Origin of the sequence: Halorussus salinisoli (genome assembly GCA_005239435.1) — an archaeon.
GTDB lineage: Archaea > Halobacteriota > Halobacteria > Halobacteriales > Haladaptataceae > Halorussus > Halorussus salinisoli.
In genome coordinates this window covers 72,988-92,682 of sequence record SZNP01000007.1, presented here as the reverse complement: position 1 = coordinate 92,682, position 19,695 = coordinate 72,988, and the positions used below count along the sequence as shown (strand labels likewise).

Annotated in this window: 17 protein-coding genes and 2 tRNA genes; 8 read left to right on the top strand and 11 right to left on the bottom strand. The window is 62.8% G+C overall.

Annotated elements, in window-relative coordinates:
- Nucleotides 1-318 precede the first annotated feature (318 nt).
- The gene (locus E2484_RS19125) at nt 319-612 is read left to right on the top strand and encodes a PRC-barrel domain-containing protein (RefSeq protein WP_137286797.1); all 294 of its coding nucleotides are present in this window, start codon (nt 319-321) and stop codon (nt 610-612) included.
- Nucleotides 613-744: 132 nt separating this feature from the next.
- On the opposite strand, the gene E2484_RS19120 is transcribed toward E2484_RS19125, so the two are convergent.
- Complete coding sequence (locus E2484_RS19120; protein ID WP_137286796.1) at nt 745-2,196, bottom strand: DHH family phosphoesterase; 1,452 nt, start codon at nt 2,194-2,196, stop codon at nt 745-747.
- A 516-nt stretch (nt 2,197-2,712) separates the two neighbouring features.
- On the opposite strand from E2484_RS19120, the gene E2484_RS19115 reads away from it, so the two are divergent.
- A tRNA-Lys gene (locus E2484_RS19115) sits at nt 2,713-2,786 on the top strand.
- Between the two features lie 408 nt (nt 2,787-3,194).
- Here E2484_RS19115 and E2484_RS19110 read toward each other — a convergent pair.
- On the bottom strand, nt 3,195-4,592 hold the full coding sequence (locus E2484_RS19110) for an FAD-binding oxidoreductase (RefSeq protein WP_137286795.1): 1,398 nt from the start codon (nt 4,590-4,592) through the stop codon (nt 3,195-3,197).
- A gap of 131 nt (nt 4,593-4,723) precedes the next feature.
- Between E2484_RS19110 and E2484_RS19105 the strand changes: the two genes are divergently transcribed.
- A complete protein-coding gene (locus tag E2484_RS19105; protein WP_137286794.1) occupies nt 4,724-5,575 on the top strand; it encodes a helix-turn-helix transcriptional regulator in 852 nt (283 codons plus the stop codon).
- A gap of 442 nt (nt 5,576-6,017) precedes the next feature.
- Here E2484_RS19105 and E2484_RS19100 read toward each other — a convergent pair whose 3' ends face one another.
- From E2484_RS19100 to guaB, 3 genes are all read right to left on the bottom strand, one after another.
- Nucleotides 6,018-6,464 (bottom strand): ATP-binding protein, encoded by a 447-nt coding sequence (locus tag E2484_RS19100; RefSeq protein ID WP_137286793.1) that lies wholly within the window; start codon nt 6,462-6,464, stop codon nt 6,018-6,020.
- 33 nt (nt 6,465-6,497) lie between these two features.
- Nucleotides 6,498-6,989, bottom strand: coding sequence for a GNAT family N-acetyltransferase (locus E2484_RS19095; protein WP_137286792.1), 492 nt, complete (start codon nt 6,987-6,989; stop codon nt 6,498-6,500).
- Nucleotides 6,990-7,405: 416 nt separating this feature from the next.
- On the bottom strand, nt 7,406-8,899 hold the full coding sequence (gene guaB, locus E2484_RS19090; RefSeq protein WP_137286791.1) for an IMP dehydrogenase: 1,494 nt from the start codon (nt 8,897-8,899) through the stop codon (nt 7,406-7,408).
- A 464-nt stretch (nt 8,900-9,363) separates the two neighbouring features.
- On the opposite strand from guaB, the gene E2484_RS19085 reads away from it, so the two are divergent.
- The 3 genes from E2484_RS19085 (at nt 9,364) to E2484_RS19075 (ending at nt 10,881) form a co-directional block, all read left to right on the top strand.
- Nucleotides 9,364-10,296 carry a DUF5794 domain-containing protein gene (locus E2484_RS19085; RefSeq protein ID WP_137286790.1) on the top strand — a complete coding sequence of 311 codons (933 nt, stop codon included), beginning with the start codon at nt 9,364-9,366 and terminating at the stop codon, nt 10,294-10,296.
- A gap of 132 nt (nt 10,297-10,428) precedes the next feature.
- A complete protein-coding gene (locus E2484_RS19080; protein ID WP_137286789.1) occupies nt 10,429-10,656 on the top strand; it encodes a DUF5795 family protein in 228 nt (75 codons plus the stop codon).
- A gap of 45 nt (nt 10,657-10,701) precedes the next feature.
- Nucleotides 10,702-10,881 (top strand) — tRNA-Trp (locus E2484_RS19075).
- A 182-nt stretch (nt 10,882-11,063) separates the two neighbouring features.
- On the opposite strand, the gene E2484_RS19070 is transcribed toward E2484_RS19075, so the two are convergent.
- Nucleotides 11,064-12,416 (bottom strand): right-handed parallel beta-helix repeat-containing protein, encoded by a 1,353-nt coding sequence (locus tag E2484_RS19070; RefSeq protein ID WP_137286788.1) that lies wholly within the window; start codon nt 12,414-12,416, stop codon nt 11,064-11,066.
- A 238-nt stretch (nt 12,417-12,654) separates the two neighbouring features.
- On the opposite strand from E2484_RS19070, the gene E2484_RS19065 reads away from it, so the two are divergent.
- Together E2484_RS19065 and E2484_RS19060 are read left to right on the top strand one after the other, a co-directional pair.
- Nucleotides 12,655-13,293 (top strand): hypothetical protein, encoded by a 639-nt coding sequence (locus tag E2484_RS19065; RefSeq protein ID WP_137286787.1) that lies wholly within the window; start codon nt 12,655-12,657, stop codon nt 13,291-13,293.
- A gap of 26 nt (nt 13,294-13,319) precedes the next feature.
- Nucleotides 13,320-13,730, top strand: coding sequence for a hypothetical protein (locus E2484_RS19060; RefSeq protein WP_137286786.1), 411 nt, complete (start codon nt 13,320-13,322; stop codon nt 13,728-13,730).
- A gap of 79 nt (nt 13,731-13,809) precedes the next feature.
- On the opposite strand, the gene E2484_RS19055 is transcribed toward E2484_RS19060, so the two are convergent.
- The 5 genes from E2484_RS19055 to E2484_RS19035 all read right to left on the bottom strand — a co-directional run bounded on the left by E2484_RS19055 (nt 13,810) and on the right by E2484_RS19035 (nt 19,661).
- Entirely contained in the window at nt 13,810-14,865 is a 1,056-nt protein-coding gene (locus E2484_RS19055) for an ABC transporter ATP-binding protein (protein WP_137286785.1), read from the bottom strand.
- Entirely contained in the window at nt 14,862-16,037 is a 1,176-nt protein-coding gene (locus E2484_RS19050; protein WP_321112739.1) for an ABC transporter ATP-binding protein, read from the bottom strand. Before E2484_RS19050 ends, E2484_RS19055 begins: the two co-directional genes overlap by 4 nt.
- A complete protein-coding gene (locus tag E2484_RS19045) occupies nt 16,037-16,951 on the bottom strand; it encodes an ABC transporter permease (protein ID WP_137286783.1) in 915 nt (304 codons plus the stop codon). Before E2484_RS19045 ends, E2484_RS19050 begins: the two co-directional genes overlap by 1 nt.
- Before the next feature lie 8 nt (nt 16,952-16,959).
- Nucleotides 16,960-17,913, bottom strand: coding sequence for an ABC transporter permease (locus E2484_RS19040; protein WP_137286782.1), 954 nt, complete (start codon nt 17,911-17,913; stop codon nt 16,960-16,962).
- Between the two features lie 62 nt (nt 17,914-17,975).
- Nucleotides 17,976-19,661, bottom strand: a complete 1,686-nt coding sequence (locus E2484_RS19035; RefSeq protein WP_170977425.1) for an ABC transporter substrate-binding protein — start codon at nt 19,659-19,661, stop codon at nt 17,976-17,978.
- Nucleotides 19,662-19,695 lie beyond the last annotated feature (34 nt).

The following is a 19,695-nucleotide window of genomic DNA, read 5'->3' as shown; positions in this document are numbered from 1 at the left end:
CAGAAACAGTTATCTATTCTCCAGTAATCACGACACGACTCGCGCGACGACTTGGGACTCCTCGAAAGCGACCTCCGACTCGCTCGAAGGAAGCGGGGTCGGGTTCTCGTCTCGACTGCTTCGACTGCTGTCAATAGCGTCGGACACGTCGAGAATCGGGGAAGAAGACGAAACGAGAAGGTCGGGTTCGCGGCCGGTAATGCGTCTGAGGGCGGCTCTCAGCTTCGGCGGCGAGGATACTTTCGAGTCGCTGACTATGGCGGTGATTTCGGCGTCTTCTGCCAAAAGTTAAGACCCACCCAGACAATCGTTGTCTACATGGACGGAACACCGCAGGAGATTACGAATCTAGTCGGTCGGGAGGTGTACTCCAACAACGGCGTCTTCGTCGGCGAAGTCGAGGACGTGCGATTGAACGTGGACGCGTGCGCCGTCACGGGACTCGCCCTCGGCGAACTCAACCGCGAACTGTTCTCGGACGTGGTCGGCAACGAGAACGGCGTGATGATTCCGTACCGGTGGGTACGCTCCGTCGGCGACGTGGTTCTCATCAACGACACCATCGAACGACTCCAGCAACCCGAAGCCGACGACGAGGAAGTCGCCGTCTGAACGTCGGTTCGGGCCTCGTTCGGGGGATTTTTCGAGGCACTCTACTTCTCGGGAGCCGTCCGTGGTCGGAAACACCGAGTCGCACCGTAGACGTATTTGCGGCGAGCGTGCCGGAACGCCAGAGTCCGGGTGTTAGCTCCCGTTCGACCCTTCGCCGCTCTCGACGCCCATCGCGTCGAACAGTTTTCGCTTGACGGCTTCCTCGGTCAGCGAGAGCAGGGTGTCGCGGTTGTCGTCGGTCGTCTCGATACCGGTGAAGATGCCGAGCGGAATCTCGACGCTGGCCTGCGTCGAGTGGCCCGCGGCCTCGCCGATTTCGCCGAAAGCGTCCTGTAGCATCTTGCCGATGTTCATCCGGATGTCCTTCGAGCGCGCCGCCAGATAGATGGTCTCCTCGGCGATGCCGAAGACGGCGGTAGTCGTGATACCTTCCAGATTCAGCAAGTGGGAGGCGGCCTGCGTCAGGGCGTCACGGTCGCGGATGAACCCCGCGTTGCTCACCAGGTGGCTCCCCTGGACCTCGCGGTTGGTGATGGCCTCCGCCAGCACGTCCAGCGTCTCGGGCGACATCGACGGCGACTCGACCTGTTCGAGGGTGTCGTGGTTGGCGAAGGGGTAGAGGTACGCCGCGGCGGTCAGGTCCGCCGGAGTGGTGTCGCGCTTGAAGTCCAGCGTCTCCGCACGAATCCCGTAGAGGAGCGCGGTTGCGACCTCTTCGCTGACGTTGAGGTCGAACTCCTGGACGTACTTCGTCATGATGGTGGAGGTCGAACTCACACTCGGCCGGATGTCCACGAAGTCGGCCTCGTACTCCTCGTCGGGTTCGAAGTGGTCGATGAAGATGTCCACCGGTCGGTCGAACGTCGTCTCTGTCGCCTTCGCGTGGTCCACCAGCGCGATGGTGTCGTAGTCGTCCTCGTCGGCGTCGGCGTAGGGGAGGAGTTCGATGCCGAGGAGGTTGACGAACGCCCGGTTCTCTTGGTGGCCGATGTCGCCGATGTAGAGGATGTCGGCCTCCACGCCGAGCGTGTCGGCGATGGCCTGGAGTGCGACTGCACTGGCGATGGAGTCGGGGTCGGGGTTGTCGTGGGTGACGATGCCGAGTCGGTCGTCCGTCGACTCGATGACCTCCGCGAGCTGTTGGGCCTTGTACTCCAGTTCGCCGGTTTCGAGCGCGCGAAGCGCCGAGTCGGCGATGACCTCCGAGGGGTTGATGACCACGTCCGCACCCAACTCGGTCAGTTCGTCCTCGGAGACGGGGTCGCTCGCGCGCACGACGATGAACTGGTTGCCGCCGTTCTCTCGGATGTTCCGCACGGCCTCCTTGTTGGCTTCCACGTCCGAGGCCATGATGAGGACGACTTCGTTGTCCGCGATGGTCTCGTGAATGTCGTCTTCGCGGATGTCGGCGGTCTGGGCGTTGAGGTCCTGGTCGCGCAGGGCTTCGACTCGGTCGGCGTCCCGGTCAATGATGAGTACGTCTTTGCCCTGCTCCACCAGTTCCTCCGCGACTGCGTGGCCGACGCTACCACAGCCCAGGATAGCGTAGTCGGACATAGAGGAGATGGTAATCCCGGCGCTCATGATACTGTGGCGTAGCTTCGGACTACACTTAACACTCCCGGGAGCAGTTCGTAGTCCGTGGCCCTCCAACGGCGAGTTTTCTCCCGACGGAAGCTCACTCCCCTATGTATTCTGCGTTAGAGAAATAATCCAACGTACTCGATACGAACAGAATTTCAGGGGTGACGTAACCGACGACCACGACGACGATTCCGGAGTTCAAGCAGCGAAGCGAGTTCGTCCGGGTCTCCTCGGCGGGCCAACAGGAGAGTCACCCCCACGACGTGATGCTCACCGACGAAGCGCCCAACTACAGTTCGAACGAGTAGAGTACGGCCGAAACGACTGAACTGTCGGCCTCTGTTGCGAAAATCGCGGGAAAACGGCGAAATCAGGCGGTCGAACCGTGGCGTTCGAGTCGGGATTCGATGGGAAATCGGCGGGCCGTCGTCTGGTTTTCGACCCATATCGAAAGGGGTAACAGTCCGACGAAACGGAAACGTATTTACGTCGCACCCGGTTACTTCGGAATGCGTTGGGCCGGTAGCTCAGTTAGGGAGAGCGTCTGACTCTTAATCAGACGGTCAGGGGTTCAAATCCCTTCCGGCCCGTACTTCTGGCGGTCGTTCCAGTGTTCGAGACGGCGTGGCATCCCTTTTAGATCATGTCGGATATCAGTGACGTGAATGCGACCTTCCAAAGGTCGGGGGTGTCCGCCCTCCCGTAACGAGTCGAGTGTCGACGTCCTCGGAGTTAAAAGGCGGTCCGCCAACGGTCGGGCCTGCAGTTCGTCCGGACAGTCGTCGGCGTAGATCACGACGTTGTCGTCGTCGGACTCGTGAACGCCGTACTCGCTGACGTAGCCCGGCAGATCGGCGACGAGCGTTGCTTGGAGGTCTGCCAACGCCGCCGGAAGGCGATCTCCTCGACCTCTACGACGGCGGCGTCGGGGATTGCGTCCGCAGGTGGCACGGACACGATGGCCGAGCGAACCTCGGCCCCGCACTCGCCGGACGACCTCAGACGCCCGGATCGAGATTTTGATTCGTCCGGAATACGTTTTCGGGGTCGTACTTCCTCTTGAGTTCGATCAACCGATCGTAGTGGTCGCCGTACGCAGCCTTTGCTCGCTCCTGTTCGTCGTCACTGAGGTAATTCACGTACACGTCATCAGTCGCGTAGGGGGCTGTGGCCTCGAAGAACTCACGAGCCCAGTCGGTGAGTTCCTCGTCCATGGCTGGATCAGTCCACTTCGGAGCGACCGTGAACGATACCGTAGCGTCCCGGTGTGGGAAGGCCGTCGCGTCCGGATCCGCTCGAGCAATCGCTCCGCCCATCCACTCGAAGAACACGGTCGTGAAGGCCGTCGGGAGGGGATCCGCGTGCTCGACTATCGTGTCGATGGCGTTGTCCGAGAGTTCATCGAGAAAGTGGGACTTCCAATAGTTCCGGTGCCCCTCCTGATAGAGTTCGTCGGAACTCTGTTGATGGGCGGTGTAGGGAACCGGCTGTATCGTATCGGCCAACGGGTCGCCAAACTCTCGAAGCGGCCTGAGAGCCTCCTTTCCGGCTTCGACGTCCCCTGAATAGAGAACGGCCGCCCCGACGAGGGTCTCCCCGTGTAGTGGTTCTGGTAGTCCCATCGCCGGATTGCCCCGAACGAACGCCGCGTACGCTTGTACCTCGTCAGGGGCGTCGTGCATGAAGTCGCGATACTGCCGGAGGAAATCCGAGGCAGCCTCGTAGGGATGAAGAACCCGCCCCGCGAGCACCTCAGGGCCGACTTCGTGGAGTTCGAACTCGAAGGAGGTCGCGACACCGAAGTTTCCGCCTCCACCGCGCATTCCCCAGAATAGGTCGGCGTTCTCGTTCTCACTGGCCTTCACCAACTCCCCATCGGCAGTGACCACGTTCATCGACCGAAGGTTATCGTGTGCGAGGCCGTACGTCCGAGCGAGATAACCCAACCCGCCGCCGAGCGTGACTCCGGCTACGCCCGTGGTCGAGACGATTCCGCCGGTCGTGGCGAGGCCGAACGCCTGAGCTTCGTGATCGAAGTCCCCCCAAGTAGCGCCACCCTCCACGTATGCTGTCTTACTGTCGGGATCGACTCGCACGCTGTTCATGGGGGAAAGATCGATCACCAGTCCGTCGTCACAGACGGCCGTCCCAGCGACGTTGTGGCCTCCGCCTCTGACTGCGAGTCGTAAATCGAATTCACGTGCGAAGTTGATGGCCGTGATGACATCGGCAGTTCCGGAACAGCGGACAATGAGCGCTGGTTCGCGGTCGATCATCGCGTTCCAGACCGTTCGCGCCTCGTCGTAACCCTCGTCGTCGGGCAGGGTCACTCCCCCGTGTATCTGTTCGTTGAACACTTCGACTGTCGTTTCTTCGAGCGAATCTGTGGTCGCCATCGGACTGCCCCTCCGGGGAACCGTTCGGTGAGGAGCTATAATCCATTATCCCGTGGGGAATTGCTCGAGGCGTGGGGTGCATCCCCACTGTAGAAACCTTGTTAAGTGATAACAAGGTAGTGGCTAACGAGATGGGGGGTTCAAACCAATTTGCGACGGGAGCGTTAGACGACGTCGCGTATCTCGCCCGGTCGGAGAGCCGAGTTCGGATACTGGACACCCTCACCAGTGAGTCGTACACGCGTAAGGAGGTGGAGGAAACGACGGAAATTGCTCGGACGTCCATCGATCGGATCATCAAGGAGTTCGAGCAGCGGGGTTGGGTACATCGGTCAGCAGATGGGGGATACAGAGCGACTCCGACGGGAGAACAGGTGATGGCCGAACTAGGGCCGTTCGTCGAGTCGATGGCAGCGATCAGAAAACTCGGAGATCTAGTCGCATGGCTCCCGAGGGACGTCGTCGATATCGACCTCGCTCACTTCAAGGACGTAACCATCAGACGCCCAGCCCCTGCTGAACCAACATCGACGACGTCGTATCTGACCGAACTCCTCGGTGATGCTTCCGCGTTTCACTGCCTCGTGGGCGTAGCGCCCCCATTAGCATTCGAGAGAGTAATGCGCGACAGCGTCGTGAACGGTGACCTCGAAACTGAACACGTAATCTCGGCCGAGGAATACTACTATCTGCTCGAGCGTACTGACCGGTTGCCCCGTTGGCGAGAGTACATCGAGGCCGGCGGGAACGTGTTTCTCCACGACGGGTCGGTTCCCTGTAACCTGTTTATCTTCGATGATACCCTGATCATCGCTAACAGCCAATCCGACATCGGTGAACCGCTAGTGGGAATCGAAAGTACGAACGAGACCGTTCGGTCGTGGGCTTTGGACGTAATTCGGGAGTACAAGCGGGCCGCCAAGCCGCTAGGCGCTAGTGATTTTGATCGGGTTTCTCTAAACGAATTAGTGGATCCGCATTGACTCCGGTGGCCAAGGCGTCCCCGGCTGTATGATCGGCGGCCACGCCCATCTCGGCGTCCTCTTCATTCTTGCAATCGTAGGGGTTCGCCGTGCCCGCGCTCGACGTGACTGGCTCACTCCGTACTGCAGTGACCGTCCTCTTCATCGCCGGTCGGTGGGGGCATCCCGGGCGTCGTCTGGCTCGGAGAAGGTCTCCAGTTTACCCTTCCTATTTCCCAGGGCCCTCCTCTGGGGATTTGCCCTCCCACTCCGTGCCAATCGTGTTCTACAGACCGTGACGCAACCGACCTCCGTCGGTAGTGGCCCCGCTGCTCGCGCTCCAGCAGACGACTAAGATTCCGAGACCGTAATTACCAAAACGAACACACGAACTGTTACTTTCGAGAGAAATAAAAATACGTGTCTTTACCGTCTTCACATTCTTATTGAAATCATATATTTATTAAATCCACGTCTGCACATATCGCTCCAGCGCATCCACCGTCTCGCCCACCGACGACCGCTCGGTGTCGAGCGTCAGGTCCGGGTTCGTCGGCGTCTCGAACTTCCCGTGCATGACGCGGACGCCTCGTTCCTCGATGGCGTCCTCTCGTTCACGATTTCGCTCCAGCGCGGTCTCCAGACTCGCGGTCAGATAGACGAGATGCGCGTCGGGGAGCGCCCGGAAGCGGTCCTGCCACTCCCGCTGATAGAACGTTCCGTCGAGAATCCAGTCGGTGTCCGGGTCGGCGTCGATCACGTGCTCGTACATCTGCCGGTAGGTGTTTCGGGAGAAGTCGTCGGAGTGGAGGAGTCGGAAATCGCGGCCCGCAGCACCGAGTCGGCTCTGGAGACGCTGGGCGACGGTGGTCTTGCCCACGCCGGGCGGGCCACAGAGGACGAGTTTCACGTCCGAACCGACGAGAGAACCGGTGAAAAGCGTTCAGTCGAGCGACTTCTCCATCTCGACGTGGGGAATCCCCGCCTCCTCGAACACGTCGCTGGTGGTCTCGTAGCCGAGTTTCCGGTAGAACTCCTCGACCGGTCTCTGGGCGTGCATGACGAGCGTCGACAGGCCGCGTTCCGCGGCGGTCGCTTCGAGTTCGTCCATAATCGCTCGACCCACCCCTTCGCCACGGCGGTCTTCCACGACTGCAATTCGTTCGACTTTGCCGGCGTCGTCGCCGACTTCTCGGAGACGACCCGCGGCGACCGGCCGACGACTGCTGACGTCGGCCGGTTCCTCGTTCGACTCGGTCGCTTCGGCGTTCGATTCGGCCGACTCGTAACCCACGAAGTGGATGGCCTCGTCGTCCTCGCCGTCGACTTCGAGGTCTTCGGGGACGCCCTGTTCCTCGACGAACACCTCGAAACGGACCGAGAGGGCGTCCTCTCGTTCGGACTCGGTCTCGGCCACGCGGACTCCGACAGTCATCGGTGGGAGTTCCAGTTCTACGGTTCTGAACGTTTCGGAGGAGGACGGCCACCGACCCGGTCGGCGTCGATTTGGTCGGTGCTGGTACGTACCGCTTCGAGTGCGTCGAAGCCTCTTCGAGGAGCGTTTCGAGCGTAGAGGGACTCTCCGGAACCGGAACGCGGCCACTCGTCCGGCATCGAACCGAGGACCGCCGAAAATCACAGGATATAACGAAATCAACGCCCAAACCCCTCGTTGGAGGCGTTGCAAACGATGTCGGACTTCGAGACCTACACCTGCGAGAACTGCGGTGACGAGTTCGAAGCGCTCGAGAGTTCGAACGCTGCCGAAACCGAGTACTGTAGTCCGAACTGCGAGACGGCGGCGAGCTAATCGCCGCCGCTGGTTTCGTCGCTCGATTTTCGACCGAGTCGTTACTCGGTAGGGCTGTAGTTGGGCGCTTCGTCGGTGATCATCACGTCGTGGGGGTGGCCCTCGGTCTGGCCCGCCGAGGAGACCCGGACGAACTCGCTTCGCTGCTTGAACTCCGGAATCGTCGGCGCGCCGACGTAGCCCATGCCCGACTGCATCCCGCCGACGAGTTGGAAGAGTTCGCTTTCGAGGCTCCCCTTGTATGGTTCGGCGGCCTCGACGCCCTCGGGGACGTACTCCTCGTCGTCCTCGGGTTCGTCCTTGAGATAGCGGTCGCCGTCGCCCGACTGCATCGCGCCGACCGACCCCATGCCGCGGTACTGCTTGTACTTCTTGCCGTCCACGGTGATGACTCGACCCGGCGCTTCGTCGGTGCCCGCGAAGTAGGACCCGAGCATCACGGCGTCTGCGCCCGCCGCGATAGCCTTGATCGCGTCGCCGGAGTACCGGATGCCACCGTCGGCGATGACCGGCACGTCGTGGTCGGCCGCCACGTCTGCGACTTCGGCGATGGCCGTGATTTGAGGCATGCCCGCACCGCTGACCACGCGCGTCGTGCAGATCGAACCGGGGCCGATACCGACCTTGATGCCGTCGGCGAAGTCCACGATGTCCTCGGCGGCCTCGCGGGTGCCGACGTTGCCGACGACCACGTCGGCCTCGACCTGCGCTTTGATGGCACGCGCGCCCTCGATCACGTTCATGTTGTGGGCGTGCGCACAGTCGATGAACAGAACGTCCGCGCCCGCTTCGTCGGTAGCGACAGCACGCTCTTCCTCGAACGGACCCACGGCGACGCCGACCCGGAGATGGTCGTTCTCGTCGCGGACGGCGTCTTGATACTCGCGGCGCTGGAGGATGCCCTGCATCGTCACGAGACCGGTCAGATGGCCATCCTCGTCGACGATGGGGACCCGCTCGATTTTGTGTTCGTACATGAGTTCGAGCGCCTCCCGAGCGGTTACGTCCTCGCCCGCGGTGACGACCTCGTCGGTCATCGCCTCGCGCACCTCGTCGCTCTCGCCGACTTCGAGGTACGGCCGGATGTCGGTACCCGAGATGATGCCCAACACGTCGCCGTCGTCGCCGGTAACGGGCGCACCCGAGACGCCTTCGCGCTCCATCATCGCGTCCACGTCGCGGACCGTCTGGTCGGGCGCGGCCGTCACGACGTCCCGGATGACGAGTTCGTCGGCGCGCTTGACGCGCTCGACTTCCGCCACGGCGTCCTCCACGTCCAGACTCCGGTGGAGGACGCCGAGACCGCCCTGTCGGGCCATCGCAATCGCCATGTCGCTCTCGGTCACGGTGTCCATCGCGGCCGACAGAATCGGAACGTTGAGGTCGACGTTGGTCGAGACGCGAGTCGAGACGTCGGCCTCGTCGGGTTCGACGCGGCTCTCCTTCGGTCGCAAAAGTACGTCGTCGAACGTCAACGCCTCCGGTACGTCGAGCTTATCGGTGAACTGACCTTTCCGCTGAGAACGTTTATCCATGTAAGCCGAATGCGTTCCCCAACCAAAAACGTTGCGAGATATTGTAGGTTTTGGCCCTGCATCGAACTTTCATGTGCATGGTCGTGTAAGAACACGTCGAAGCCCCCTGCTATCAAACCGGTAGAATATCGTAGGAATAAATCGACGTTATTACCTCTTACTTAGGTTCCTTTATGTACCAAATCTACGATTAGTTGTTGAATGGGGTTGTCTCTCACGCAACATTTATACTCAAAACCCGATTTGTTACGAGTATGGACTCTACCAGTCCCACTGCCGCGCGTACTGCAGGTCAGACGAAGGTTGCTTCCGGTAGCTCCTGCAAACCGATTTTTGCGCTGGCATTTCTTACACTGGTAGAGAATACATTCGCGGGACGACGGTGGGACCTCGGCGGTCACCGCAGGTACCGCGACTATCACTACCGTTCGGCCGATGGACACGGCCAGGCCAGTTAGTGCGCCATGAGTAGCTCACAACACCCAATCGCCCTTCGCCTGGAGCGACAGGTAGGTGGCGCGACGAAGTTGCTCGCCACCGTCATGGGCCTCCCGCTGGTCGACGGTATCTTTCCGGCGCTGGTCCTCGCAGGCGGAGTCGAAACCCTCACCGGCGTGCTACAGGTCGGACTGCTCGTCTTCGGCGGGAGTGCGACCGTCGCGGTCATCCTCGCCGAGATGGACGGCACGCCGCGCGAGCAGGCGGGAACGGTGCTGGCGGTCGGCGTCGGAATCGTCACGCTCGCCGCGGTCGAGGCCGCGTTCGCGCCGACCATCAAGAGCGTGCTTCATACCGCGACGTTCGAGCGGTTCGCCGCGCTCGTCATGCTGGCCATCGCCGCCAAGACCGCGAGTTCGCGGGTCGGCGAGTACCTGCCCCGTCCGGCGGTCATCGTCGGCTTGGGCATGGTCGCCAGTTTCCAGCCCGGTGGCTTCGAGTTGGTGACGGTGCCCGACTACGCACTCATCTTGAAGGCGACTGCGGCGGCGGGCACGGGCGTCGCGTTCGCGCTGGCGGTCGCACTGACCTCGCCGTGGCTCCGCGGCGTCGTGGACATCGACCGCTTCCGGTTCGGGAGTGCGGTCGCACTGGGCGTTCTCCCGCTGAGCCTGCTCGGCCTCGCGCCCGGCAACGCGCCGCTGGCGGTCCTCGCGGTCACGAGTCTGCTCGCGTTCGACCCCAGTTCGGCCGAGGACGAGACCGACGAGACGACCGAGGAGACTGCGGCCACGGAGGCGATGAACGCCGAGACGTCGCCTACGGCGAATCGGGGTTCCTCGGACCTCGCCGATTCGCAGGCGGTCGCCACCGATGGCTCGGGCGGGTCGGATTCCGACGACGCGGGCTACGGCTACCCCGGCGAGGAAGACGACGACGAGCGCGAACCGTGGCTGTAATCCCACGCACGGAACCGGTCGCTCGGTGACTGCGCTCGGTAACGGCTTCGAGATTCTTCTCGAAATCGAACGGTGACGGGAAGCCGAACAGCGACGGGAAGGCTTACCCGCCCCGACCTGCATCGTTCGGACATGACCGCCAATCGCGTCGTGCAGGGTCGCATGGTAACGGCCGAGAGTCTCGCCGAGATGATAGAGGGCGAGGGCGTGATGGACGCCGAATCCATCGAGGACGCCGACCGCGAGTGTCCTGAGTGCGGTGGTGACGTACTCGAAGTGGGCTACATGCCGAGCGTGACCGAGTTCGTCACTGGCTGGAAGTGCCAGGAGTGCGATTGGTCAGACACCGATCGCGAATAAGAAAATCGAAACCCCTTTACGGCGTATGGACCAACGAAATCCTGCGGGGTCGTGGCCAAGTCAGGGATGGCGACTGACTCCAGAGGCTACGCGCCCGGGACGAAACTCCAGCTGATATACCGAGCGGCCGACTGATCATCGGTTCGCGTTGACGACCCTCTGGAGTTCCGAGGCGCACACACCGGAGATATCAGTCGATCGGGGGTTCAAATCCCTCCGACCCCACTTTTCGCGGCGCAACGACGACGAGCGAAGCGAGGAGTCTGCGCCGCACGAATCCCATCCGAGACGTGGATTTGAACGAGGCAAGAGGCAACCTCGCCTTCGACGAGGTTGCCTCCTGACGGAGTTCACAGTCTCTCCGTGGCCTACCGAACCGACTTCGGAAGTCGGCGTCGTTCGACCGTTCAGGCCGTCTCGTTCGTCGTTCCAGTCGGTGGCATCTCCAGCCACGGGTCGAAGCGCACGTTGGCGATGCCCGACTCGTTCTCGTCCGGGAACTCCGAGACGGAATCACCCGAACCGTCGGCGAGAGTCCCCGTCACCGGGTCTTCGAGCGGAACCTCGGGGTCTGTCTCACCGAACGGCGCGTCGGAGTCGGCGACGCTCGACGGGCCGTCGGCCGCGCCCCAGTAGTTACGTGTCGCGTTGACGGCGTCACCGCCCTCGTTTCTGATGCCGACGTCGTTGTTCTCGATGACGTTCTCGTGGACGACGACGAACTCGCTGTCAGCGCGGCTCGGCTTACAGACGTTCGGCGATTCCACGCCGACGCCGTCGCCGTTGTCGGTGAGACGGTTGCCTTCGATACGGAGTTCGCTCGTCGTGGACCGCACCTCGATGCCGTCCTCGCTCTTCGTGATGGTGTTGTTCCGTATCACGTTCGCGCCGCCGTCGGCGTCGAAGACGGCGACATCGATGGCTGCGCCCGGATGTCGCGAGATACGGTTGTCAGCCACGACTACGTCGCTGACACCACGGGCGAGGCTGATACCTGTCCTTTTCGCGCTACTGATCGTACTGTTTCGAATCGTCGCGTTGTCGGTCGTCCGCACGTCCACGCCGGTCCGCGTATCCGGGGAACCGGTGTCGCCCGGCTTGCCGACGATCAGGTCCGCGATAGCCACGTTCGCAGATTCCTCGACGGCGATACCGATATTCCACTCCTCGACGACGCCGCCGCGGACGGCAGCGTTGTCGACGTTCGACAGGAGAACACCACTTCCGCTCTGCTGGTACATCGGGGAGATTCCCCCGCCATTCAGGTCGACGTCGCGCACGGTTACGTCACTGCTGTTCTTCACAACGATGCCGTCCCGGGAGGACACTGCCGTGATGTCTGTAACAGTGACGTCACTCGCGTTCTCGAACAGTAACCCTGCAGCGCCCGCGTTGCCTCGGAAGCCCCAGTCGTCGGCAGTCAGGGTCGTGACGGTCACGTTCTCGACGCCGTCGGCTTGGACTGCGTACGGAGTCGGCGAGCCGTCGTCCAAGTAACCCTCGGGCTCAGCCATCGTGATGCGATGCCCGTTACCGTCAATGGCGACGTCGTCCGATTCGACGTCGATGCAGGCATCGGGGGAATCCACGTCGTCTGTGAGATTGGTCTGGAGTTCGTACACGCCCGGTTCGCTAATCGTCCGACAGGCGTCGATGGTGTTCGCGTCCTCGGCCCCAAGCGCGGGGCCAGCAGCTCCGACGATACCTGCGGCGACGACCAGTCCCGCAATCGCTATCGCGTACGTTGTAGTCAGTTTCATGATGAACTACAAGAAGGACGACAAACATTAGAAACATTGCTATTCGGTGTATAAATATATATGAAATTTACGAAACGAAGAAATACAGGTTAAATAGGGCTATAAATCGACTGACTCCTCTGCATCGTCGATTTCTGACTCCTCCGGTCGGAGTTGGTAGCGGAGTCCGGAATCAGATACGGCACCCCGACCCACCCGCCACAACAGTCACCCGTCCGAACCCACTATCCAACGTAGAATGACCACCCACCACATCGCCTCTTGGCTGTCGAAACAGAGCGACGTGCCACTGACCGTCCTCAAGCCCGTCGCCACCAAAATCGGCGTCTCGACCAACCACCTCGGCGCGGCGCTGTTCGCGGGGCAACTCGTCTACGAGAATCAGGAGACGATCGTCAAGTACGCCGACAGGGGCGGCGTCCACGCCGGGCAGTTCCTGCACAACAAATCGTCCGAGCGATACGGCGACGACCACCCGCTGACCGAGTACCTCGGGGAGAACGTCGAGGCGCTCGACGAGGCGTTCGAGGGGAGCGAGGAGGAGGCGACGACCTTCGCCGAGTTCTACCGGCGACTCCGGGCGGTGGACCGCGATACGCCGGACCTCGCGGACCAGAGCGGATTTCTGACTGGCATCAGGGGAACGATGACCGACGCGCGGGGAGCAGTGACCGACGCGAAGGGGGCCGTAACCGACGTGAGAGGAGCAGTGGCCAAGGCGAAAGGAACGGTCGCCGAGACGAAAGACGCCGTACCCACGCCGACCCTCGGTTCCGACGCGGACGCCACCGAGGAATCCGAAGCCGTCGAGATTCCGGTTCGTGACGGCGGTCGACGGAGTGGAGTGGGCGAGGACGACCGGACCCCGACGAACTAATTACCCCGCCTCCGAACTCTCGTCCGATGAAGTCCCCCGAACACGCCACGCTCGGCGCGATAGCGTCTGGTATCCTCGTCACGGTGCTCCCGGTTTCCGTCCCCCTCGAAGCCGGCGTTCTGTTCGGCTACGGCGTCCTCCTTTCGGTGTTCGTAGACCTCGACCACTTCGTCCTCGCTCGGTACCACGCGGGCGACTGGTCACACCTCCGGCGGTGCGTGACCGACCCCGTGTTCGCGTTCACCGAGCAGGAACAGGTCTTCGAGGGCGTCGACACCCGGACGCTCGAGACCCATCGCTTGCTCACTCACTTGCTCGGCGGCGGCCTACTGGTCGCGGCGCTCGCGCTGTTCTCTTCGGTCTACGCGCTCTTCACCGCGGGCGTTCTCTACGTCCACGTCGTCGCCGACCTCGTTCGGGACGGCAAAATCGCCTGATTTCCGGCCGGCTCTGGCCGGAAAGCGATTCGAATGGCGGGATATCCAGTGACACTCTGAGCGCCTGCGAAGGCCATGCTCAGTCCGAAATGCCTTCGCTCTCGGCTTCGACCGGTGGCTCCTCGACTGGCGTGGCGCTCCCGCCGTGTTCCTCGGGCGAGCGTCTGATGCAGTGGACCGTGTGTGTCTCGGAGAACTTCCGGTCCTCGAAGGCTTCGGCGCACTCCTCGATGGCGATGGGACAGCGCGTCCGGAACTTGCACCCCGAGGGCGGATCGATTGGCGAGGGAACCTCCCCGCGGAGGACGACGCGTTGGCCCCGGTCTTCGAGGTCTGTCGCCGGGATCGACTCCAGCAGGGAGTAGGTGTATGGGTGCTGGTAGGCCCCGAACACCTCTTCGACCGTTCCGCGCTCCATGAGTTCCCCGAGGTACATCACCGCCACGCGGTCGGAGATGTGGCGAACGACGGAGAGGTCGTGAGTGATGAACAGGTACGTCAACTCGAAGTCGCGCTGGAGGTCCTCCAGCAGCGAGATGATGTTGGCCTGCACGGACACGTCGAGTGCGCTCGTCGGTTCGTCGAGGACGACGAACTCCGGGTTCACCGACAAGGCCCGCGCGATGGCGATGCGCTGTTGCTGACCGCCGGAGAACTCGTGAGGGTATCTGTCGAGGTGATTCCTGCTCAGACCGACGCGCTCCACGAGGTCGGCGGTGCGCTCGTCGCGCTCCCGCCGGGAGTCGCCGATGCCATGGACCTCGAGGGGACGTCGCACGATGGCGCGAACCCGTCGCCGCGGGTTGAGACTGCCCGCAGGGTCCTGGAAGACGAACTGCATCCGCTCGCGGAGGGGCCGGAGGTCGTCGTCGGAGAGGGTATCGATGCGACCGCCGTCGAACCAGACCTCGCCCGCGGTCGGTCGGAGCAGTTGGAGGACGGTCTTGCCGAGCGTGGACTTCCCGCATCCAGACTCGCCGACCAGTCCGAGGGTCTCCCCACGGTCGATGGTCAGGTCCACGCCGTCCACCGCTTTGACCGTTTGAGTCTCGCTGGCGAGCAGTCGCTCCAACAGGCCCGTCTCGACCGGAAAGTGCTGTTTCAGGCCCCGAAGTTCGACCAAGGGTTCGTTCACGAGCCGCCTCCTTCAGGTGGGTCGTGCCCGTCGGTCGTCTGGTCGCGCTCCCCGCCGTCGGTCGTGGCGTCGGTGGCCTCGGTGTCTCCGCCGACGGACAATCCCTCGGACTCCAGCACGCCCGGGCCGTAGGGGTCGGTAGAGTCGTAGAGAACGCACCGAGCCTCGTGGTTCGGTCCGACCTCGTACATGACGGGTCGACCGGTTCGACACGATTCGTGAGCGTAGGGACATCGGGGTTCGAAGAAGCAGGCTTCCGGCGGGTCCACGAGGTCCGGGACCTGCCCCGGAATCGCCTCGAGATTCTCCTCGCCCTTTCGTCCGCGAGGAATCGAGTCGAGCAGGGCGCGAGTATAGGGGTGGGCCGGGTCGGCGAACACGCTCTCGACGCTCCCGGTCTCGACGATTTCGCCCGCATACATCACTGCTACGCGGTCGCAAGTCTCCATCACGACACCGAGGTCGTGGGTGATTAGCAGGACGCCCATCCCGTAGTCGTCCTGCAACTGCCCGAGCGTGTCGAGAATCTGGGCCTCGATGGTCACGTCGAGTGCGGTCGTGGGTTCGTCCGCGATCAGTAGGTCGGGTTCACAGGAGAGTGCCATCGCAATCATCGCGCGCTGGGCCATGCCGCCCGAGAACTGGTGGGGGTACTCGGTCGCGCGTTGTTCCGGTTCGGGAATCCCGACCCGATCCATGAGTTCGACCGCTTGCGTCCACGACTCCGGGTAGCGCGCCCTCGCGCTCCGGCGGGGCACGAAGTTGCCGAGTAGGTTCGATTCGAGCCACCCGACGTCCTCGCCCGGCACTTTCCGATGGGCGCGCAGGGTCTCGGCTATCTGGTCGCCGATTCGGAGGACCGGGTTCAGACTCTCCATCGGGTCCTGAAATATCATGCTCAGTTCGTCGCCTCGCAACTCTCGGAGACGGCGCTCGGAGGCCGCCCGGAGGTCTTCGCCGTGGAACTCGACGCGTCCCTCCGTGATTCGTCCCGGGCGGTCCACCAGTCCCAGTATCGAGAGGGCGGTCACGCTCTTGCCTGACCCCGACTCCCCGACGAGACCCACGGTCTCGCCCGCAGCGACCTCGAGGTCCACACCGTTGACCGCTTCCACGACGCCCTCGTCGGTTCTGAACTCGGTGTGAAGGTCCTCGACTTCGAGAAGCGCCACTAAAATCCACCTCCCGTCTCGGTGTCGTGCTTAGGGTCCAGCGCGTCCCGGAGTCCGTCGCCGAGAAAGTTGAATCCCAGAATCGTCACCATGATGGCTCCGCCCGGAAAGACGACGGTCCACGGCGCGGTCTGCATGAAACTCCGGGAGTCCGACAGCATCCGGCCCCACGAGGGGTCTGGTGGCGGGGTTCCGAGCCCCAGAAAGGAGAGTGCGCTCTCGGCGAGGATGGCGAACGCGAGGCTCACGGTAGCCTGCACGATGATTGGTGCGACCACGTTGGGCAACACGTCCCGGAGGATGATGGACCGGTCGGTGTCGCCAATGGCCTTCGCGGCAGTGACGTAGGCCTCCTCGCGGACCGAGAGGACGCCCGAGCGCGTGACCCGGGCGAAGATGGGCGTGTAGACGATGCCGATGGCGAGCATGACGTTGATCAGCGACTGGCCCAAGACGGCTATCATCCCGATGGCGAGCAGGATGGCCGGGAACGAGAACAGCACGTCCATCGAGCGCATGACGAACTCGTCGACGTACCCCCGGTAGTACCCTGCGAGTAGGCCCAGCGGCACCCCGACCGCCATCGCCACGCCGACCGCGATGATGCCGACCTGCAAACTCAACTGCGCACCGAACAGAACCCGCGAGAACACGTCCCTGCCGAACTGGTCGGTCCCGAAGGGATGGGCGGCACTCGGCGCTTCCAACTGCGCCTCGGCGATGTTCTGGGCGCTCGGGTCGTAGGGCGCGACCACCGGCGCGAGAATCGCGGCGACGACGACCCCGACCGTGATGAAGAGTCCGACCAGTGCGAGTCGGTTCTGAGCGAATATCTCGCGCACCGTTCGGCGTAGCTTCGAGGGTCTGTCGCGGTCTCGCTCGCTTTCGGCGACTTGGGTGGTTCCGTCGGTCATGGATTCGGTCAGTCGTACTTGATTCGCGGGTCGAGGTAAGCGTACAGCAGGTCGGTGGCGAGGTTGACCACCGAGAACAGGAACGCGATGATGAGCAGCGAAGCCTGCAGAACCGCGTACTCCCGGCGCGTGATGGCGATGAGCGTCAGTCGACCCAGCCCCGGCATGGCGAACACCTCCTCCACGATGACGACCCCACCGAGCAGGTAGCCGAAGTTGAGACCGATGACGGTCACGGTCGGGATGAGCGCGTTCTTCACTGCGTGCTTGTTCGTGACCAGCGCCTTCGTGAGTCCCTTCGCGCGGGCGGTCCGGATGTACTCCTCGGAGAACACCTCCAACAGCGACGAGCGCATCATCCGCATCACGACCGCGCTGATAGCTGTGCCGATGGTGAGAGCCGGAAGCACGAGGTGACGCAGGCCCTCGATTGGATTTTCGAGGGGGCTGACGAACCCACTGGTCGGGAACCACCTGAGATAGAGTCCGAACGCGAGGATGAGGACGAGGCCGAGGAAGAAGTTCGGGACGGAGAGGCCGAGGAACGCGAAGAAGGTCGCAACGTAGTCCCGAGCCGAGTAGTGGTTGACCGCGCTCACGATGCCAGCAGGGATGCCGATAGCGATGGAGACCACCGCACCGCTGGTCGCCAGCCAGAGGGTCGGCGGGAGAGTCGCTCGGACGAGTTCGGTCACGTCGCGGTCGGTCCCTACCGCGGTACCGAAGTCGCCTCGCAACACGATGTCCGAGAGCCAGTCGAGGTACTGCACCCAGATCGGCCGGTCGAAGCCGTACTCGGCGCGCAACCGCTGGACGAGTTCCGGGTTGGCTCGCGTTCCGAGAGCGGCTTCCACGGGACCGCCCGGCAGTAAGTGGACGAGACCGAACGAGATGAGACTCACGCCGAGCAGGATGGGTACGATGAGGAGGACGCGCTTGAGGACGTACTCCTTGAACCCCATCGTGCTACGCCTCGGTTCCTGCAGTCTCGTTGGTCATCGTCGTTCTTCCGCGCGCTTGCTAGTCATCCTTGCTTAGACACGTCCGCGAAGAACGGGACGCCCGTGGGGACGTGTTCGACGCCCTGCACGGAATCGCGCCACGCGTCTATTTCGTCGTTGTACACGAGGAATGTGTAGGGCGCTTCGCGAGCGATGATGTCGATAGCGTCGTCGTAGAACTGTGCACGCTCCTCTATCGACCCGGTTGCCTGTCGGCCCTGTTCGAGCAGTCTATCGACCTCCTCGTTCGAGTAATTCGTCTGGTTGAACGTCTCGCCCGTGTGGAACTGAAGGAAGAACAGGTCGTCGGGGTCCACGAGCGTGGCCCACCCGAGAACGGTCAACTGGAAGTTGCCCTCGTTGAGGTTGTTGATGAGCGTGCTGAACTCGGTGGGCTGGATGGTTACGTTCAGACCCACCTCGCTCAACTGGGCCTGCGCGATTTCGGCCTCGTTGACCTGCCCCTCGAACTCTTGGCCGACCTGAATCGTCAACTGCTCGCCGTCGTACGTCGACTCCTCGACCAACTGGCGGGCTCGCTCTCGGTCCTGCGAGTACGGTTCGTCGACCTGAATCAGGTCGTCCCACTCGCTGGCCGGAGAGATGGGGTCCTGGGTCGGTTCGGCGAAGCCGAAGCGAGCACCCTGCACCATCGACTCGCGGTCGATGGCCCACGAGATGGCCTGTCGGAGATTCACGTCGTCCAAGGGCGCGGCCTCGGTGTTCTGTCCGATGTAGTCGTAGAACGTGCCCGGAATCGCCGAGAAGGTGATGCCCGAAGCATTCTGGAGGCTCTGGGCCTGCGTCTGTGGCACCTCGGTGACGTAATCGACCTCGCCGGTCTGGAGCGCCGTCACGCGTGCCTGTCCTTCCGGAATCGGACGGAACTCCAGTTCGTCGAGATACGGTAGCTGATCGCCGTCGCCGTCGGTCCCCCAGTAGTCGCCGAACCGCGAGAGCGTGGTCCGGGTCTGCGTCACGGTCTCTTCGAAGACGAAGGGGCCGGTTCCGACCGGCTGATTGGCGATGTCGTAGTCGGCGTCGTCCACACCCTCGGGAACGACGAAGCCGTTGCTCAGTTTCACGAGGAACGGCGCGAAAGGCTGACTCAACTCGAAGACGACGGTCCGGTCGTCTTCGGCCCGGATGGTTTCGACCGGTTCGAAGTTCGAGGCCCACGGAGAGTTAGTCTCGTCCGCCAGAACGCGCTCGATGGAGGCTTTCACGTCGTTGGCGGTCATCGCCCGGTCCTCCGGTGGGTGGAACCGGACTCCCTCTCGCAGGGTGAACGTCCACGTCGTGCCGTCGTCGCCGACCTGCCACTCATTGGCGAGTCTTCCGACCGGCCTGAGATCGCCGTCGATTCTCGTCAGCGTCTCGTAGACGTTGTTGAGAATCCGGAGGGTCGGTGCGTCTTGGGTCTTGTGCGGGTCGAGGTTCCCAACGTCGGACTGCTGAGCGACCCGTAGGCTCCCACCTCGGTCGGCCTGCCGGGCGCTCGCCCGTCCCGTCGTCGGGACCACGCTGGCGACGCCCGCCGCCCCGGCGAACTTCAGAAACTGTCGTCGTCCGGCGTCGGGTCGACCTCCCTCGATTTGGCCCTTCTCGGATCTGTCCTTCTCGACTCGGTTCTTCTCTGTTCGGTCCCCCTGGGACCGTCCGCCCCCTGCAGTCGATTCCCCACTCTCTGCGTGTGTGTCTGATTCCATTTCTCCCACCCCGAAATCCGCCTCACGGCGGTCG

What these genes read in the sequence shown, in the direction of transcription:
- E2484_RS19125 (WP_137286797.1), top strand. Translation starts at nt 319, where the DNA reads ATGGACGGAACACCGCAGGAGATTACGAATCTAGTCGGTCGGGAGGTG.
- E2484_RS19120 (WP_137286796.1), bottom strand. Translation starts at nt 2,196, where the DNA reads ATGAGCGCCGGGATTACCATCTCCTCTATGTCCGACTACGCTATCCTG.
- E2484_RS19110 (WP_137286795.1), bottom strand. Translation starts at nt 4,592, where the DNA reads ATGGCGACCACAGATTCGCTCGAAGAAACGACAGTCGAAGTGTTCAAC.
- E2484_RS19105 (WP_137286794.1), top strand. Translation starts at nt 4,724, where the DNA reads ATGGGGGGTTCAAACCAATTTGCGACGGGAGCGTTAGACGACGTCGCG.
- E2484_RS19095 (WP_137286792.1), bottom strand. Translation starts at nt 6,989, where the DNA reads ATGACTGTCGGAGTCCGCGTGGCCGAGACCGAGTCCGAACGAGAGGAC.
- guaB (WP_137286791.1), bottom strand. Translation starts at nt 8,899, where the DNA reads ATGGATAAACGTTCTCAGCGGAAAGGTCAGTTCACCGATAAGCTCGAC.
- E2484_RS19085 (WP_137286790.1), top strand. Translation starts at nt 9,364, where the DNA reads ATGAGTAGCTCACAACACCCAATCGCCCTTCGCCTGGAGCGACAGGTA.
- E2484_RS19080 (WP_137286789.1), top strand. Translation starts at nt 10,429, where the DNA reads ATGACCGCCAATCGCGTCGTGCAGGGTCGCATGGTAACGGCCGAGAGT.
- E2484_RS19070 (WP_137286788.1), bottom strand. Translation starts at nt 12,416, where the DNA reads ATGAAACTGACTACAACGTACGCGATAGCGATTGCGGGACTGGTCGTC.
- E2484_RS19065 (WP_137286787.1), top strand. Translation starts at nt 12,655, where the DNA reads ATGACCACCCACCACATCGCCTCTTGGCTGTCGAAACAGAGCGACGTG.
- E2484_RS19060 (WP_137286786.1), top strand. Translation starts at nt 13,320, where the DNA reads ATGAAGTCCCCCGAACACGCCACGCTCGGCGCGATAGCGTCTGGTATC.
- E2484_RS19045 (WP_137286783.1), bottom strand. Translation starts at nt 16,951, where the DNA reads ATGACCGACGGAACCACCCAAGTCGCCGAAAGCGAGCGAGACCGCGAC.
- E2484_RS19040 (WP_137286782.1), bottom strand. Translation starts at nt 17,913, where the DNA reads ATGGGGTTCAAGGAGTACGTCCTCAAGCGCGTCCTCCTCATCGTACCC.
- E2484_RS19035 (WP_170977425.1), bottom strand. Translation starts at nt 19,661, where the DNA reads ATGGAATCAGACACACACGCAGAGAGTGGGGAATCGACTGCAGGGGGC.